Source organism: Microcoleus sp. T2B6 (assembly GCF_036700475.1).
Taxonomy (GTDB): Bacteria; Cyanobacteriota; Cyanobacteriia; order Cyanobacteriales; family Microcoleaceae; genus Microcoleus.
The window spans coordinates 1-16478 of sequence record NZ_JAUBOZ010000007.1; the positions used below are offsets into that span (position 1 = coordinate 1).

14 protein-coding genes are annotated in these 16478 nt (G+C 45.7%); 5 read left to right on the forward strand and 9 right to left on the reverse strand.

What is annotated here, in order from left to right; all coding sequences use genetic code 11:
- The coding region (locus tag QUA00_RS04785) for a hypothetical protein (RefSeq protein ID WP_333408858.1) at positions 1–193 on the forward strand (193 nt) is incomplete at its 5' end.
- Here QUA00_RS04785 and QUA00_RS04790 read toward each other — a convergent pair.
- Positions 174–1805, reverse strand: a complete 1632-nt coding sequence (locus tag QUA00_RS04790) for a polysaccharide biosynthesis protein (protein WP_333408859.1) — start codon at positions 1803–1805, stop codon at positions 174–176. The genes QUA00_RS04785 and QUA00_RS04790 overlap by 20 nt on opposite strands.
- A gap of 567 nt (positions 1806–2372) precedes the next feature.
- Positions 2373–3656: a PilT/PilU family type 4a pilus ATPase gene (locus QUA00_RS04795; protein ID WP_333408933.1), complete on the reverse strand. Its 1284-nt coding sequence runs from the start codon at positions 3654–3656 to the stop codon at positions 2373–2375.
- A 650-nt stretch (positions 3657–4306) separates the two neighbouring features.
- Between QUA00_RS04795 and QUA00_RS04800 the strand changes: the two genes are divergently transcribed.
- Together QUA00_RS04800 and QUA00_RS04805 are read left to right on the forward strand one after the other, a co-directional pair.
- Positions 4307–5476 (forward strand): DUF58 domain-containing protein, encoded by a 1170-nt coding sequence (locus QUA00_RS04800; protein WP_333142915.1) that lies wholly within the window; start codon positions 4307–4309, stop codon positions 5474–5476.
- A gap of 218 nt (positions 5477–5694) precedes the next feature.
- Positions 5695–6150, forward strand: a complete 456-nt coding sequence (locus QUA00_RS04805; protein ID WP_333103443.1) for a TerB family tellurite resistance protein — start codon at positions 5695–5697, stop codon at positions 6148–6150.
- A 31-nt stretch (positions 6151–6181) separates the two neighbouring features.
- Here the strand turns inward: QUA00_RS04805 and QUA00_RS04810 are convergent, their stop codons facing one another.
- The 7 genes from QUA00_RS04810 to minC all read right to left on the reverse strand — a co-directional run bounded on the left by QUA00_RS04810 (position 6182) and on the right by minC (position 12995).
- Positions 6182–6883 carry a matrixin family metalloprotease gene (locus tag QUA00_RS04810; protein ID WP_333142916.1) on the reverse strand — a complete coding sequence of 234 codons (702 nt, stop codon included), beginning with the start codon at positions 6881–6883 and terminating at the stop codon, positions 6182–6184.
- Between the two features lie 116 nt (positions 6884–6999).
- The gene (locus tag QUA00_RS04815; RefSeq protein ID WP_333408862.1) at positions 7000–8358 is read right to left on the reverse strand and encodes a VWA domain-containing protein; all 1359 of its coding nucleotides are present in this window, start codon (positions 8356–8358) and stop codon (positions 7000–7002) included.
- A gap of 123 nt (positions 8359–8481) precedes the next feature.
- The gene (locus QUA00_RS04820) at positions 8482–9084 is read right to left on the reverse strand and encodes a TerD family protein (RefSeq protein ID WP_333408863.1); all 603 of its coding nucleotides are present in this window, start codon (positions 9082–9084) and stop codon (positions 8482–8484) included.
- A 150-nt stretch (positions 9085–9234) separates the two neighbouring features.
- Positions 9235–9810 carry a TerD family protein gene (locus QUA00_RS04825; RefSeq protein WP_333147677.1) on the reverse strand — a complete coding sequence of 192 codons (576 nt, stop codon included), beginning with the start codon at positions 9808–9810 and terminating at the stop codon, positions 9235–9237.
- Positions 9811–10430: 620 nt separating this feature from the next.
- The gene (gene minE, locus QUA00_RS04830; protein ID WP_445252146.1) at positions 10431–10826 is read right to left on the reverse strand and encodes a cell division topological specificity factor MinE; all 396 of its coding nucleotides are present in this window, start codon (positions 10824–10826) and stop codon (positions 10431–10433) included.
- 346 nt (positions 10827–11172) lie between these two features.
- Positions 11173–11979, reverse strand: a complete 807-nt coding sequence (gene minD / locus QUA00_RS04835; protein WP_333103449.1) for a septum site-determining protein MinD — start codon at positions 11977–11979, stop codon at positions 11173–11175.
- A gap of 206 nt (positions 11980–12185) precedes the next feature.
- Entirely contained in the window at positions 12186–12995 is an 810-nt protein-coding gene (minC, locus tag QUA00_RS04840) for a septum site-determining protein MinC (RefSeq protein WP_333147679.1), read from the reverse strand.
- Between the two features lie 288 nt (positions 12996–13283).
- On the opposite strand from minC, the gene QUA00_RS04845 reads away from it, so the two are divergent.
- Complete coding sequence (locus QUA00_RS04845) at positions 13284–14198, forward strand: ADP-ribosylglycohydrolase family protein (RefSeq protein WP_333408864.1); 915 nt, start codon at positions 13284–13286, stop codon at positions 14196–14198.
- 535 nt (positions 14199–14733) lie between these two features.
- The gene (locus QUA00_RS04850; protein WP_333408866.1) at positions 14734–16464 is read left to right on the forward strand and encodes an NAD(P)H-quinone oxidoreductase subunit 4; all 1731 of its coding nucleotides are present in this window, start codon (positions 14734–14736) and stop codon (positions 16462–16464) included.
- The last annotated feature ends 14 nt before the right edge of the window (positions 16465–16478 follow it).

The following is a 16478-nucleotide window of genomic DNA, read 5'->3' on the forward strand; positions in this document are numbered from 1 at the left end:
GTCAACTGTCAACTGTCAACTGTCAACTGTCAACTGTCAACTGTCAACTGTCAACTGTCAACTGTCAACTGTCAACAATCATTTCGCTCGTGCAACCGGAATTGATATCACTCATTCATCCGCTGTGGGTGGGCACTCAGGAAGCAATCTCCCAACTCAAAACTATGTTCAAGCTACGCTGCATCGCGGATAGCAACAGGTTCAGATTTTTTGCTGGTGAACTGTGCGGGGGGTGCAAATTCTCTGAGATATCTCGACACCGATCGCAAATATCCCACTTCTGCTTGAATCAAATTCAGCGTAGAAAGACTCTCAACTAAGTCATCAAACTCATCTGCCGTAACTCCAGCACTGTGCAAGACTTCTTGGTTAAGTCGCCCGCAGATTCCTTGCAGGAGGAGTTCGATAATCTCGCTATAGTCAGCGATTTCTGTTCCGTAACCTTGCAATTTCTTGGGATTGATTCCCCACTGCAAAATCTTCAACAAGTCTTCAGGGGCACTCCACGCAAAAGAGGAAGCAATCACTTCTTTTTCCGCTGCGACAAGAGCGTGCTTGATTTGCACTTCGGGGAAATCTGGATCGATGATTAAGCTTTCCAGCTTCGACACTTGTTTATCTAACACGCCCAAAGAAAAAGGAGCTAATTCTACACTCACCATGTCGCCAGTATCGTTCACACTTCTAAAAGGATCTTCCAACACATTAATTAGGAGGTGAATGTCGGTAGGCTTTTTCCAGTCAAACTGTCCAAGGAAAAACGGTTCTTCGTATCCCGGCAAAAGTCCTTGAAAATAAATCGGCAGATTTTTGCCTGATTCAAGAATTTTATAAAGAGCTACTTCCAAGGTTTCTGTCGGCCAACCGAGATTACTTACGGCAACAAATTTCAGTTTTCCGGGAACGGACACAACCAGAGAATTCAGCAATAAATGTACGGCTTCGATAAGATTTTGAGCAGTTACGTAGCGGTGGGGAGCGTGAACGTTGACAGTTTTACCTTGCTCTACTTTTTTGGACATTTGCTCGCAGAACAAGCTATTTTCCAACATATGAGTAAAGCGAACCATCCCGTAAGTCACATCTCCTTCTTGAGCTGCTTTGGCAAATTGCCATTCGGCAAACTTCTTGGAGGCGGCGTAAACTTCGGTTGTAAAATATCGAGATGTTTTGCCTGTAGAAGAGAAGATGCAGTGTTCTACGCCGTATTCTTCGCAGAGTTGAATGACGTGTTTACATCCTAACAGGCTGGTTGTAACTGTTTCTCGGATTTTGATTTCAGCTAGTCCGGGTTGGCGTTGGGCTGCTAGGTGAAAAACAATTTCTGGTTTTTCTACCTCAAATATGTGTTTGAGCGCCTCCAAGTTGCGAATGTCGGCGGCATAGAAAGTTACAGCACCTTCTCGGTTAAAAAGCGGGAGATTTTCTTCGGGGTTTTGACATCGGGCGTTGTCTGCGGAAATGATTTTAGTTGCGCCTAATTCGAGGAGTTTTTCGATTAAGAAACGACCGACACATCCTTCTCCACCGGTGATGAGGATGGTTTTTCCGTTGATTTGGCTGGTGACTGCGGATGCGTATAGGTGAATAGTGCGACCGCGCACGTCGCTAAAAGGTTCGCTTTCTAATTGTCCGTCGGCTTGATAGGCTGCGATTAGCTGTGCGGTGAGAGTTTGTAAGGCTGCGAGGATTTCAGGATCTTGCGGTTCCGGCGAACCGGGCGGAACTAGCTGCTGGATGCGCTCAATTATTTCCGCTTTGCTGGCACCTTCAAACACTTCTCTTTGGTTAAATGCACTCTTCACTTTTTTTGCTCCTTTAAATTCTAGAAATACGGTTGCTGATAAGCGCGTTGTTAAACTAATTTCCGAGGGACAGAATCTTTAAAAGTCTGCTTGGTTTTAGGATTTTTTTGACGGCAAGCTACTTAATTGGAAAAACACGCGATCGGCTCTGCTTGTAGTTTTATTAAGCGCTTTTTTAACCTGCTTACTTTTGCGATCGGCAAATATCGGCAAAGTCGGAATGTTCTCTGTCCAAAATTGGTCACTACAACTATATACTTAAATTGCTGAGTGTTGGCAATACTCAGAACATATCTTTACTATTTCTTTGCAATCACCTGCGAGTTTTCACGCAATTTTAAAGTTTATGTAAAGTAAGGTCTACGTTTAAAAAACTTAACAATAAACTCGACACTGATTCTAGCATTTTACTCTTTAATTAAAATGTATTTATTGTTACTAAATAAAGTTAAATTTTAAGTAAAAATACGCACAAAAGCTTTAACCGAATATTTCCGTGTGCGGAAAATCTTGTTATTTGATGGGTGGGGTAGTCCTGCTGTGCCTACCCCTGTATGGGTGCTGCTACTAGGCGCGAACAATGCGTTCTTTTTTGCTGCCTTCAAAGCCACGAGCGTCCCCAACATCGTAGCCTCCTGTCCGCAAGCGACGGTCTAAATCGCTGGCTTCGGGAGAAGTTTTGGCTGCTTCTTCGATCGTCACTCTGCCTTCAAGCACGAGTTTGTAAAGACCCTGGTTGATAATCTGCATTCCTTCGTAAGTATCATGCTCCATTAATCGGAAAGCTTCATCATCAGCACCTTTCATCAAGTAATCGTGCATGGCAGGTGTATTCACCAAAATATCGTGAACTGCTACTCGACGGTTGTCAACTGTTGGCAGCAAAAGTTGGGCAATTACCGCTACTAAAGAATCGCAAATTTGAATCCGCATCGCCTGTTGTTCTTCGGGCGGGTAGAGGTTCAACAACCGGTTAATAGCGTTAATGGCGCTGCGAGTGTGGAGAGTTCCCAATACTAAGTGACCAGTTTGAGCGGCTTGCAACGCTGTATTGATGGTAACGCGATCGCGCATTTCCCCGATCAGAATTACATCGGGATCTTCCCGCAAAACAGCGCGCAAAGCCTGCTGAAACTCGTGGGTATGCAAGCCGACTTCCCGCTGGCTGACCAAGCATTTTTTAGAAGGGTGAATGAATTCGATCGGGTCTTCAATTGTAACTACGTGCTTTTGCTCCATCTGATTGAGGTGGTCGATCATCGCAGCTACGGTTGTCGATTTCCCCGAACCGGTAGGCCCCGTAACCAATATTAATCCCTGCGATCGCAAAATGATATTTTTGAAAACTTCTGGCAACCTCAAGGAATCGATAGTAGGTATTTCCAAACTAATCAACCGCAATACTAGGGCACCGCCGCTGAGGGAATCAAAACAGTTTAGCCGACACCGCACGAAGCCAGGGTAAAAAATTGCTGAGTCTAATTCCTTGGTAGTTGCAAATTGTTTTCGCTGTTCGGGGGTGAGAATTTCGGCTAGGTAATTTTCAAAAATTTCTGGGGTTACTTTGGGGTGGTTAGTTGCTACTTGCATCACGCCCCGAATCCGAAATCGAGGTACTTGGCCGACTCGGATGTGAATGTCGGAAGCGCTCGCTGCATGGGCATCTCTGACCATTTGTTCGATCGTACTGACGGGTGTCTCGACAGGCCGCTGCTGCTGGGCTGCGGGGGGCGCACTCGGCGCAGGTGGAGGCGGCGCGGGAGTTGCAGCCAAGGGCGGGGGCGGGGGCGGTGTTCGTCGGCGGCCTTGAGCCTCTGGTTGAAGGGGTGTAGGATTGTTTAATGGGTTCATTTTTTGGTCTCCAGTCAATCGATTTTAGATTTTAGATTTTAGATTTTAGATTTACTCGACAGATTAATCTGGGAGCTTGAACTAAGCTCTAAAATTGGGGTATCTCCACAAAGCGAGTGTTGGGGCTTGTATCCGTTGTTGGGCGCGGTCAATGTATTAATTGCGAAAAAAGGCCCGATTTCTAATTTTATCGCTCGCAGCTAATTCGGTGTTAAATGCTGAGAATATTTTACAATTAGGCTTGATGGGGCGATCGAGTAATTAACAATTTCAACTCCTGTCAGTAACGAGCGGGCTAAAGCCACTGAGCTTGTAAGAGAGATCAAGCAAGCTGTACTGACCCGCCTAAGTCTTAGCTGACTACGTTATTTAGGTCATAACACCGGTGAATGCGACGCTAGTTTTCCGCTCTGTTGTTTACAGTTAAACAGTTTTAAAGTCCCTGAAACAGTGCTGTAAGCCGAACAAGCCTTTATAACAGTGGCAAAGCGAACATTACCCCGAAAGGGAGATTGAGGCAGCCATACCTCACCGGGGAGGCAACCATACCTCTCCAACCCCGAAAGGGGATTCAAGGCGATTGAAATCGCCGGGTCGTTTTCCTCTCAGGACTAAAGTCTCGCTCGTTTCCCACTTACCGAACTTTTTTTATGAACATCGGTCACAAAATCGCCGACTGGCTCGAAAATCGTGCTGTTACCCCTGCCTACGCGGGTTGGCTACTGTCGGGGATGACGGTTTTCTTTTTTGGGTCAGCGACTAATACAATGTCTGGGTGGCTGTACGTGCTCAGCGGTGGGGGTTTGGCGCTGTTGGGAGTAGCGGCGGTTTTGCCGGGAAAATCGCTCCGTTCGCTGGAAGTCCGTCGCCGCCCGATCGAACCGGTGAGTGCGGGCGATCAAATCACCGTAGAACTAGAAATCGAAAATCGCGCCCGCCAACCTAAGACTCTGTTGCAAGTGATAGACATCTTGCCGTTTGTACTGGGAGAACCGGTTGTCCGCCCGATCGAAGTCATAGAGCCTAACAGTATATACAGGCATACATACTATCTGGAAGTCCGGCAGCGCGGCGTCTATCGGTGGCAAGAGGTAAACTTGAGGACGGCGGCGCCTTTAGGGTTGTTTTGGTGCCGACGCAGCCGCCCAGTCAAAGCGGTGGCGGTTGTGTATCCACAAGTTTTGCCGTTGAGCACTTGTCCTTTGATCGATCGCATCGGTCAAGAAGACAGCCCGCAATTTTACAATCGTAGTCGATCGCAAACTGCTACCGAAGGCCTCACCCGCAACCTGAGACCTTACCGCCACGGAGACCCCACCCGCCTGATTCACTGGCGCACCAGTGCCCGCTACGGAGAACTGCGGGTGAGAGAGTTAGAAGTTGCAGCCGGGGGTCAAGAAATTATTATTGCTCTCGACAGCGCTGCGGCGTGGCAGCCAGAAGAATTTGAACGAGCCGTGACAGTAGCTGCGTCTCTTTACTTCTATGCTAGCAAGCGCCTGTTAAACGTCAAACTTTGGACTGCCGGAACTGGACTCGTATCGGGGAACCGGGTAGTTTTGGAAACTTTAGCGGCGGTTAATGCTGGGGAAGATGCGATCGATAATCGGTCGAAACTGCCGATAATTTGGTTGACTCAAAACTCTGCAAGTTTAAGCACTCTTTCCCCTGGCAGCCGCTGGGTGCTCTGGCCGTTGGCAACTGCTGAAACCGGCGACAAAACGTTAGTCAAACACGATTTACCGGGTTTGAAAATTCGCTCTGACCGACCGTTAGAACTTCAGTTACAAGATACTCTGGAAAGAGCGATTAATTATTAAGTAAGATAGACCACGAAAAAACCTGTGAAAGAGCGATTAGTTATGAAGATAGACTTGATTAATCTAAAAACTCAAGAACCATGATACACTACAGGAGTGTAATTCATCAACTTAAGGGTCTTACAGGGCCTGGCAATTGCTGGGCAAGTTAAGAGCAGCTTAGATTACTGTGACTCCGGTCATAAACCTCATATCTCATTCACCAAACAGGAGAAAAAATGACTTTCTGGGAGAAATTAAAGCAGAACGTATCACAAATCAATGATTCTCTGCAAACCAATATTTCCAAGTTTAAAAACAATGATTTTGCTGATGCCTCAATGGCAATATGTGCATTGATTGCTGCTGCTGATGGCACTATCAATACCGAGGAAAGACAAAAAACGGCTGCTCTAATAATTTCCAATCAAACACTCCAAATTTTTCCGGCGTCGGAGTTGAAGCAAAAATTTGATTTTTATTGTGAGAAGCTATCACAAGACTTCGATTTTGGTAAAATTGAGGCTATCCAAGCGATAGGGAAACTTAATAAAAAACTAGACCAAGGTCGTGCCGTCATCCAAATTGGCATTATTATCGGTGGTGCGGATGGTAATTTTGACAAAGATGAAAAGAAGGTTGTCAAAGAAGCTTGCCATGCTGTGGGCATTAATCCTGGGGAATTCGATCTCTAAATTCAGCTATTTTATGGTTGGTTCTAGCCAATCAATTATTCAAGGCTTTATATCTGCGAATAGCATTGTTCATTGAGTTTATTTGCTCTGCGTGAAATGAGGGAGGCATTAAACTATGAACACTATGAACGAGTCCATTGTGCATGACATCGGTCGGAAGTGCAGAATGATCGAGTCCGAGTGTATGTCCTATTTCATGGGCAATGGTATTTGCAATTAAGTTAGATAGTTGATTGAGACTAAGGCTGGCATTGCAAGAAGCATAGAATACTTGGTCAATCCGAATAATCGCCCGATCTGTAACCATTCCCGATTTGAAGCTAGCCACGCCGAGATAGTCAACCGGCTGGCTATCAACGAATATATAAACATGAGTAAAATCTTCGCCCCACTCTTTGCGATCGGGGGGATCGGATGTCAAAAATACCTTGACGCTTCTAAATGCGCCGTAGAGTTTGGAGAAAGCGTCCATCAGTAAGGAAAATATCGCTTCTTTATTTTCGGGTGCGACATCCATTCCTGATACATCTACCCAAATACAACGGCGGAAATCGCTATCCTTATCAATTAGAACTCTTCCACAGGAAGGGCAAAACTCCCACTGAGGCTGGATACGGGAACGACAGCCGTGACAGCGGAGTTTGGGGGCTCTAGTCAGGTTTAGCCGTTGAGAGAGGGGGAGTTTTAGCTTGCGATTGTGTTTGGTTAGGTCTAGGCGATCGTACAGCGACATTGACTGAGTGTAGGAATTTTTTCTCGTAATATTCTTGTTAATTTGAGCTCATTTCAGCTAGGGCTATGGGTTGAGTTGATAGTTGCCACAGTCCGCAACAAAATGCTCCGATTTCCCTATTTTAATATTCCTTTCAATCTTGCCTGCTTAATCCAAGCGGGAAATTCATTGAGCAGTCTTTCATACAATTGTTCATCAGTGATTTTTCCCAAATCGTCTAAATGAAAAAAGTTAGCGTTATCAACCAGCCGGCCACCCATACTGTCTAGTCTTTCCAGAATTCCATAGTTAAAACCAGCCAATCCAACAAATTGCCAAAATATCGGATACTTTGCAGCGTCAACTATAAATTTTTTAATTTCTGGCTCGTTAGTAACGCCTCCATCACTGAGGAAAACAATAAATGCAGGCAGTTTACTAGGCTTTTCCTGAGTATACTTTTTTATGACATCTTTTATTACCAAACTTTCATTGTTTCCCCCGCCTAATTCCAGCATCAGAGAAGGCATTTTAAAAACAAGTAAAGCTCTCTTCATTTCGCCGACTTCTTTTGTGATATAGCCATCAACATTTGTCTCCGTCACCGAGCTGGTTCTTTTGAATGTTGAGCCAAAAAACCAAACATCTAATGTAGCATCATCATCTAGTCTGCTAGCTACGGGAACTATTCTTTCAAGGAGCGCTTGCACTGCACCAGAACTATATTGATGGCTCATAGAGCCAGAAATATCCAAAACCAAAGCAACTCTTGCTAGGATATCATCAATTCCTTTCTTTTTAAGACAAATATCTACTTTGGCTTTTAAAAGGCTGATGTCTGCTTTTTTTGTAATATCAATAGGTTGCTGTTGGGTTTCTTTTTGATGAGTTAGTACAGAACTATCTACTTTCTTCTCTTCCTGTTTAGTCTCGACAAAATACCTATCGACAAAACTTTGCAAGCCGGCTTTATAACCTTCTCCTACTGCTCGAAATCTCCATTCTAAGTCTTTTCTATACAATCTGCCAAACTCCAACGCTGTCTCTTGAGAAAAAGCTTCTTTTAAATCGTACCGAGCTAACTCGACTCCTGTTTCCTGGTTGTAAAGCCTGATAAACGCATTTTTAACTTGGCTGAAATTTTGATTTTTTTCCAGCCCTTCGTGAATAGTGACAACAAAAACTATTTGCTCAATAGCAATCTTAACTTTTGTCAAATCTACGTAGATCGTCTCATCATCATCTTCGCCTTGCCCAGTTCTGTTATCTCCTGAATGTCTTAAAGAGCCATCCAGTGATTTCAGATTATTATAGAATACAAAGTATTTTTCATGAATTATTTTGCCGGCAGCACCTAACATAAACACAGAAGCATCAATATCATAGCTTGGGCCAACCTGGCTCACATCCCAACCTAAGCCAATCGCCACGTGTTTTAAATCGGGAGCAGCTTTAGAAAGATTTAACCTTTCACCTTTGGTTAATTGGATTCCCATTCTCTTGGTTTTCCTTCAATGTAAATTCGGCTGATTAGCTATGGTCAACTAAAAAAGGTTTCGATCGTTGTAGCCCACTTCGGATTCCAGGAAGTAAGGAGCATCTATGTACCGAAGGAGTTGTTAAGCATAGGTTTTCACAAGTTCCTGTAACCCATTAACCTTAACACCGTTACCGATGGCTGCCATTTTCCACTCATTATTATGCTTGTAGATTTCTGCCATCAGCATCCCCGTCATGCCTTTGTATTCAGAACCTGATAGGTTGTATTTTGCGAGTTCTTGATTATTAGAGGTATTAACCAAACGCACAAACGCATTTTGAACTTGTCCGAAGTCTTGCTTGCGTGCCATGCAATCGTAAATGTTAACTGTAAAAACCAGTTTGACAATTTGCGAGGGAATTCGAGATAAATCGACGAGAATTTGCTCGTCATCTCCCTCTCCCGCTCCTGTCAGATTATCACCTAGATGCGTAATAGCTCCTGAACGGTGGGAGAGATTGCCAAAATAAACGATATTGGTCATATCATTCACTTTGTCATTTCCATCTAAACAAATCACTGAGGCATCCAAGTCATAATCGGGAGCACTGCTAAAAGCCCCAAACAAACCCCCACCTGAGCGTTTTGCGACATCCCACCCTAATCCGCAGATCAGTTTTGTTAGCCCTGGCGCTTCTTTGGAAAGCGAGATGCGCTGTCCTTTTTGTAGGTTAATTCCCATGTGTTTTACCTTTTTATATCAAATCCGGTTGTATCGGAATTGTATGGACGGGGCGGGTTTATGAGATTGTTGGTTTTAGCCAAATATTGTCGGTGAACCCGCCCCTACGGAAGTCGATCGGATATAATTCCAAATTAAACGGAAATGATATTAGCTATAGCGATCGAGTAATGCTTGTAAACCACCTTGATAACCTGATCCCACTGCATTGAGACGCCACTCGCCGTCTTTCCGGTAGAGTTCAGCCATGATCAGTGCTGTCTCTATGGAATAATCTTCTACCAAGTCATAGCGAACAGCTTCCTGTTGTGTTTGGGCATTAACGATCCGCACGAAGGCATTTTGCACCTGACCAAAATTTTGACGGCGTTGCTGTGCTTCATGGATGGTTACAGTTACAAGAATTTTTTGGACATCATTAGGCACTTTTTTGAGGTTGATTTTGATAACTTCATCATCCCCCTCGCCGGCCCCCGTGAGATTATCTCCCAGGTGCTGCACTGATTTGTCGGGATCTGGACTTGTGAGATTGTTGTAAAAAATGAAGTGGTTGTCAGAAATTAATTTTTCGTTAGCACCTAAGAGGAACAATGATGAGTCTAGGTCAAAGTCAGAGCCCGTGTCTGTAGCTTTAACGTCCCATCCCAGTCCTATGAATACTTCTGAGAGACCGGGTGAAATTTTTTCAAGCGATACCCGTTGTCCTTTGTTCAGAGATACGGCCATGATTCAATCTTCCTCATTAGAATTAGAAGTGGTTATGGAGGGAGGCGCGGACTGGAAAACTTTATTAAGTTTTTGCTGGAAATAGTTGGAGAATTTTAAATCTTAAATAATAAGAATATTAGCTAACTGTGCCGATGTCAATAGGGGTTACAACTCTTAATTATTTTTTTTGTCTGAGTACAAAGCAATCATGCCCTGCCTCCCACAGTTGTGTAATCTCAGCTTGGGTTATTGTGCTTGTGTATTTTGACAAACTCTCGGAACTTCGCCGTGTTTTGTGATGCCAGTGACCATTACCAGGCCGTTTCCAGAAGGCCCTCCGCTTGGAAGCCTCCTGTGTTGCAATACCATCGACTTGTGGCGTCGATGGTGTTGCGACGGATTCCCCACTCTGGAGCAACTTCGATTTTCTTTATGCCATTTAACTCGATCGCTCGGATGACCTGATGAAGGAGGTATAACTGTACAGTTTGGGCCCAAAAGTCTGCGCGATCGCTCTGCAAAACTGGCCACTAATTTTAGTCTATTTTCTAACCGACGAAAGCGGTTGCTATAGTTTAATTTAAATGCCGATCGGCTCGAATCGAACTCTTTGCCTGACAATAAAAGCTCAATCCCTATCACTCCGTAGTGTCGGGGAGAATTTCGACTACATACTCCGGTACATATTCGGGTCGATTCTCTGGTCGATTCGGGGGCAAATTATCGGGCAAATTATCGGGCAAATTATCGGGCAAATTCCTCGGTGGAGGTTCGAGTCTGACTCGCCGGATCGGGAGATTTGCAATTAGTGCTGTGGCCCGCTGGTCGCTCTCCAGCGAGAACTCAGACCCGGTGGTATCGATTTCCACGTAGCGAGATACCACCTCTAGAATTTCTCGGCGCATCGACTCAACCATTTCTGGGCTGAGTTCTGAGCGATCGTGGGCTAGAACCAGTTTGAGGCGCCGTTTTACCTCGTCGCGGCTGTTGTCAGGGGTGCGCGGGAAAAGTCGTTCGAGAAGTGTGTGTATCATGGGTCGGGCTGGTTTGTCAAGGGTTAGGCATAGAAAACGTCATACCATTTTCGATTTTCGATTTTCGATTTTCGATTGGGGAATCACTGATTCCCGTCAGGTTTGGAGGTGGTCTACAGTTTCATTCTTTTTGGGAACTGGTGTCACTGGGGGAAAATTTGGGCTAGTTTTTGTGATGCGGTCGATTTTCGATTTTCGATTTTCGATGGGGGAATCAGTGATTCCCGTCAGGTTGGGAGCTGGTCTACAGTTTCATTCTTTTTGGGAACTGGTGTCACTGGGGAAAATTTGGGCTAGTTTTTGTGATGCGGTCGCTGCTGTTAAAGATCGATCGCCAATAACCACATCACATAATTTTAGTATTTAAGAACTTGCGGAGGCGAGTAAAGAAGTTTTCGGGACGGGGATTTAGATCGAGAAATTCAACTTTTTCGCCTTCTAAGCGGCGGGCAATATTGTCGAAGGCTGTTCCAGCTAAAGAGGCCGTTTCCGACAATACTAATGGTTCCCCTCGGTTGGTGGAAACGATGACGCGCTCGTCGTCGGGAACGACGCCTAACAGCGAAATGGCGAGGATTTCCCGCACGTCTTGCACCGACATCATATCATTTGCCAGCACCATTGCGGGTCTGATCCGGTTGACGATCAGGTTGATTTTCTTGACGTTGTTGGCTTCCAGCAGCCCGATGACTCGATCGGCATCGCGGACAGCAGCGATTTCGGGAGTGGTGACAATGATGCCTTCTTGAGCCGGGGCGATCGCATTTTGAAAGCCTTGTTCAATTCCAGCAGGAGAGTCGATCAAAATATAGTCGTATTTTGGTCCCAACATCCCCACAAGCTGCTTCATCTGCTCGGCGCTGATGGCATCTTTCATCCGAGTTTGGGCAGCCGGCAACAGCACCAAGCGCGGCTGTCGCTTATCTTTCACCAAAGCTTGCTCTAATCGGCACTCTCCAGCGAGAACTTCTAATGCCGTGTAAACAATCCGATTTTCTAAGCCCAGCAGCAAGTCTAAATTTCTGAGACCGAAATCGGCATCAATTACAGCAACGTTGCGCCCCCGCTTAGCTAAAGCCATGCCGAGATTGGCTGTGGAGGTGGTTTTTCCTACCCCGCCTTTCCCTGATGTAACAACAATAATGCGAGCCATAAGCGATTTTTAGATTAGTTATTGCTAATTGGTAATTGGTAATTGCTAATTGCTAATTGGTAATTGCTAATTGCTAATTGCTAATTGCTAACAACTAACAAATGCCAACTAACAACTGTCAACTAACAACTGTCAACTGTCAACTGTCAACTGCCAACTGTCAACTGTCAACTGTCAACTGCCAACTGTCAACTGTCAACTGTCAACTAACCATTACCCCCGACTAACTGCGATTTGTCAAAATCAGAGGCTCTACCGATCCGAATCCCTTGGGGAGTCACATAGGCGACTTCCGGGAAAAACTGAGCGGGTGAGGTTTCTGGGCCTCTGGCAACATACTTAGCAATCCTAATCACCATCGGTTCCATCTGCAAGGTCATAATCACGCTTTTGGTGTTGCCACCGGCACCGGCGTGCACGACTCCCCGCAAACGGCCCCAAACTAGGATATCGCCTCCGGCGATGACTGAGCCGCCGGGATTTACGTCTCCCAAAAGTACGACGGTGCCCGGATGACGAATTTCTACGCCCGATCGCACTGTCATCTGCAAATATAAAGGTTCCGCCAGCGATTGCGGTTTTTCGGCAGTGGCTTTATTCAGGGAAGAAACCGGAGGCTGCTGTTCTACACAATAGCCTGCTGTAGCAGCAGCAACGGCGGTTTGGCGGCGACTGGTGTGGACTCGTTTGAGTTGCAGTTCCACTTCCGAGAGGGCATCGGCGATTTCTTGCAGTTGGCGGATATCTAAAAGTCGATCGTTCGCCATCAATTGTACTTCGGCATTTGCCTGCCAAAAGCGTTCTCCTGCGTTCAGCCTGACTTTTAGCTGCTGCCAAAGTTCAGTCCAAGTCGAGGCCGTGGCTGTTGGTAATTCACTGGTGTTAGTTTCTGAGGGGAGTAGCAGTAGTAGCTGTCCATCTTCTGTTTTAAGGCGGACTTGCATATCAAGGCTGACTTCGGGTGTCGCTTGAGGGGCAGGTTCGGCAGCGGCTCCGGGGAAAACATCGGGTGTCATGGACAGGTCTGAGTTCGGGTATGGACAGGTTAACATCAATATTAGCCTGAGTGGTCATTAGTCATTAGTCATTAGTCATTAGTCATTAGTCATTAGCCGGGCACTCCGCGCGCACTTTAGACAATTATAGGACTTACGCATGGGGGTCGAGAAACCGGGTTTTTTTACAAAAATACTTCGTGGCAACCGGCAGATTCGGTAAAAAACCCGGTTTCTTCTATCGGTGCATAAATCCTGAATTACTCATTACCAATTCCCCATTACCAATTCCCCATTCCCCATTACTATATGCAGCAAATAGAACGTTATCGCGGCAGTCTTCTCGGTTTAGCAGTTGGCGATGCTCTCGGAACAACTTTAGAGTTCCATCGCCCCGGAACGTTTGCGCCTATTAACGATATGGTTGGCGGCGGCCCGTTTCGACTGCAACCGGGCGAGTGGACGGACGATACTTCGATGGCGCTTTGTTTGGCTGAAAGTTTGATTGAGAAGCAAGGTTTCGATCCAGTCCATCAGTTAGAAACTTATTTGCGGTGGTGGCGAGAGGGACATTTGAGCAGCACTGGTGGATGTTTTGATATTGGCAATACGGTTCAACAAGCACTTTGGAAGTTTGAAGATACAAGAAAACCTTACTGCGGTTTTACCGATGCTCAGACTGCTGGCAATGGTTCGATTATGCGCTTGGCTCCCGTGCCTTTGTTTTATGCGAATAATCCTTTAGACGTAATAGAAAAATCGGCACAAAGTTCTCGAACTACTCACGGTGCTGCTACTTGTGTGGATGCTTGCCGTTATTTGGGTGCTTTAATTGCGGGGGCTGTGAATGGAGTTGCTAAAGATGTGTTGCTTTCGGAAAGATATTGTCCTATTTCGGGATATTGGGCCGCAAATCCGCTGGTAGCAGAGATTGATGAGATTGCGGCGGGTTCTTTTAAATTGCGACAACCTCCTGAAATTAAAGGTACGGGTTATGTTGTCAAGTCTTTGGAGGCGGCACTTTGGGCGTTTTACAACAGTTCTTCTTTTGCCGAAGGCTGTTTGTTGGCTGTGAATTTGGGCGACGACGCGGATACAACTGGTGCGGTTTACGGACAGTTGGCGGGGGCTTTTTACGGAGAATCTGGTATACCGGGAAAATGGATCTCGCAATTAGTCGATCGCACTTTAATTGCATCTTTTGGCGATCGGCTTTTGACTTGATCTCGATCGCTGTGAATACTTATATCAGTTTTCAATCTTCTTGGTTTTTACAAGAACTAGCAATTTTAGTTAACATAGATAAATTTACCCCACCCTCTACCAGAATAGGCGCAACCACAGGCAGATTGCGCCTACAAAACGCTATATTTTGTTGTTCGTAAGTCCTGAATCGAAAATCAAAAATCAAAAATCGAAAATCCCTTGACGTGTGTAGCAATTCGTGATATTTGTCTTCGCGTTTATCTAGGGTGGGTCATCAATTAAAAGAGTTGACAAAAGCTGGCGAATGTGCGTAGGGTTCGGATCGCTCACTCAAGCTTCAGGAAAACCCGATGACACGGCGCTACTGGCAGCATCAGTCATTTGGTTGGCCTAACCCTCCGATCGCTACTCACTACACGTTAATTCTGTTTTGTCAACCAACCTAATTAATGACACGCCCTACATATAAAAAATATTTATGAATAAATCTTAAGTTTTAATTAAATTTAGTATTATAATTTTGGTAACTTCCAACTAAGTATTTATTCTCACTATGATAGCGGATCAATTTCCTTGGCTGACCGCAATTGTCATCCTACCCCTGGTAGCTTCCCTCGCCATCCCTTTTCTGCCCGATACAGACGGCAAAACCGTGCGCTGGTATGCCCTAGGCGTAGGCATTGCAGATTTTGTATTAATGTGCTGGGTGTTTTGGACTCATTACGATCCCAGCATCTCTACTTTCCAAATCGTCGAACAATATCCCTGGATACCTTCTTTAGGCCTCAACTGGTCTGTTTCCGTTGACGGGCTGTCTGTGCCGTTGGTACTGTTGGCGGGATTGGTGACGACGCTATCAATCTTTGCAGCCTGGGAAGTCGATCGCAAGCCGCGACTCTTCTACTTCCTAATGCTGGTGATGTACTCCGCACAAATAGGAGTCTTCGTCGCCCAAGACATCATGTTGCTGTTCATTGTCTGGGAACTAGAACTAATTCCGGTGTACCTGCTAATCTCGATTTGGGGCGGACAAAACCGTCGCTACGCAGCTACCAAATTCTTGATTTACACCGCGGGCGCTTCCATCTTTATTTTGATAGCTGCCTTAGCAATGGCATTCTACGGCGGAGGCACCCCCACCTTCGACATGGTAGAACTTGGCTTGAAGGACTACCCACTGGGTTTAGAATTACTGCTTTATGCGGGATTGCTGATTGCCTTCGGTGTGAAACTGGCGATTTTCCCCTTCCACACTTGGCTACCTGATGCCCACGGTGAAGCATCTTCTCCCGTATCGATGATTCTGGCCGGTGTATTGCTGAAAATGGGCGGATACGGACTGATTCGCCTGAATTTGGAACTTCTTCCCCAAGCACACGTTTACTTTGCACCGATTATGGCGGTACTCGGCGTAGTCAATATTATCTACGGCGCGCTGAATTCCTTCGGCCAATCGAACATGAAGCGCCGCCTAGCGAATTCGTCGATTTCTCACATGGGATTCGTGTTGTTGGGTATTGCTTCCTTCACGGATTTGGGAATCAACGGGGCGCTGTTGCAAATGATTTCCCACGGTTTAATCGCCTCAGTATTGTTTTTCCTGGCTGGCGTTACTTACGATCGCACCCATACAATGATCATGGACGAGATGGGCGAGATTGGGAAAGTCATGCCGAAAGTGTTTGCCTTGTTTACCGCAGGCGCGATGGCATCCTTGGCACTCCCCGGAATGAGCGGTTTTGCTAGCGAACTCTCAGTGTTTGTGGGCGTCGCAACTAGCGATATGTACAGCGGTTCTTTCCGCGCGGTGACAGTGTTCCTGGCGGCAGTGGGACTGATTTTGACGCCGATTTATTTGCTCTCGATGCTGCGACAGTTATTTTACAACTGTGGGACACTAGCGGCTTGCGACCTTGAGGATCTAAATTTGCAGAATCAGAGAAACAATCTGGATGAAGCGGTTTGTTTTGGTAATAGTTGCGTTTTGCCTGGTGATGCACCGTTTATTGATGCTAAACCTCGGGAAGTGGCGATCGCATTTTGCTTTTTGATACCGATTGTCGGCATTGGTTTTTATCCCAACATGGCCATGCAAGTCTACGATGCCAAGACTGTCGCAGTCAACGCAGAAGTCCGCCAATCTTACATCCAAATTGCTCAACAAAATCCTCGGATTTATGCGAATCAACTTTTGGTTCCCAAAATTGCCCAAGCTCAAAAATCGCCTGCTTTGGACAAAATTACAGGGTCTGAATCTGCATCGGTTTTTGGCATTGTCAAATAATTTTACCGAATTCT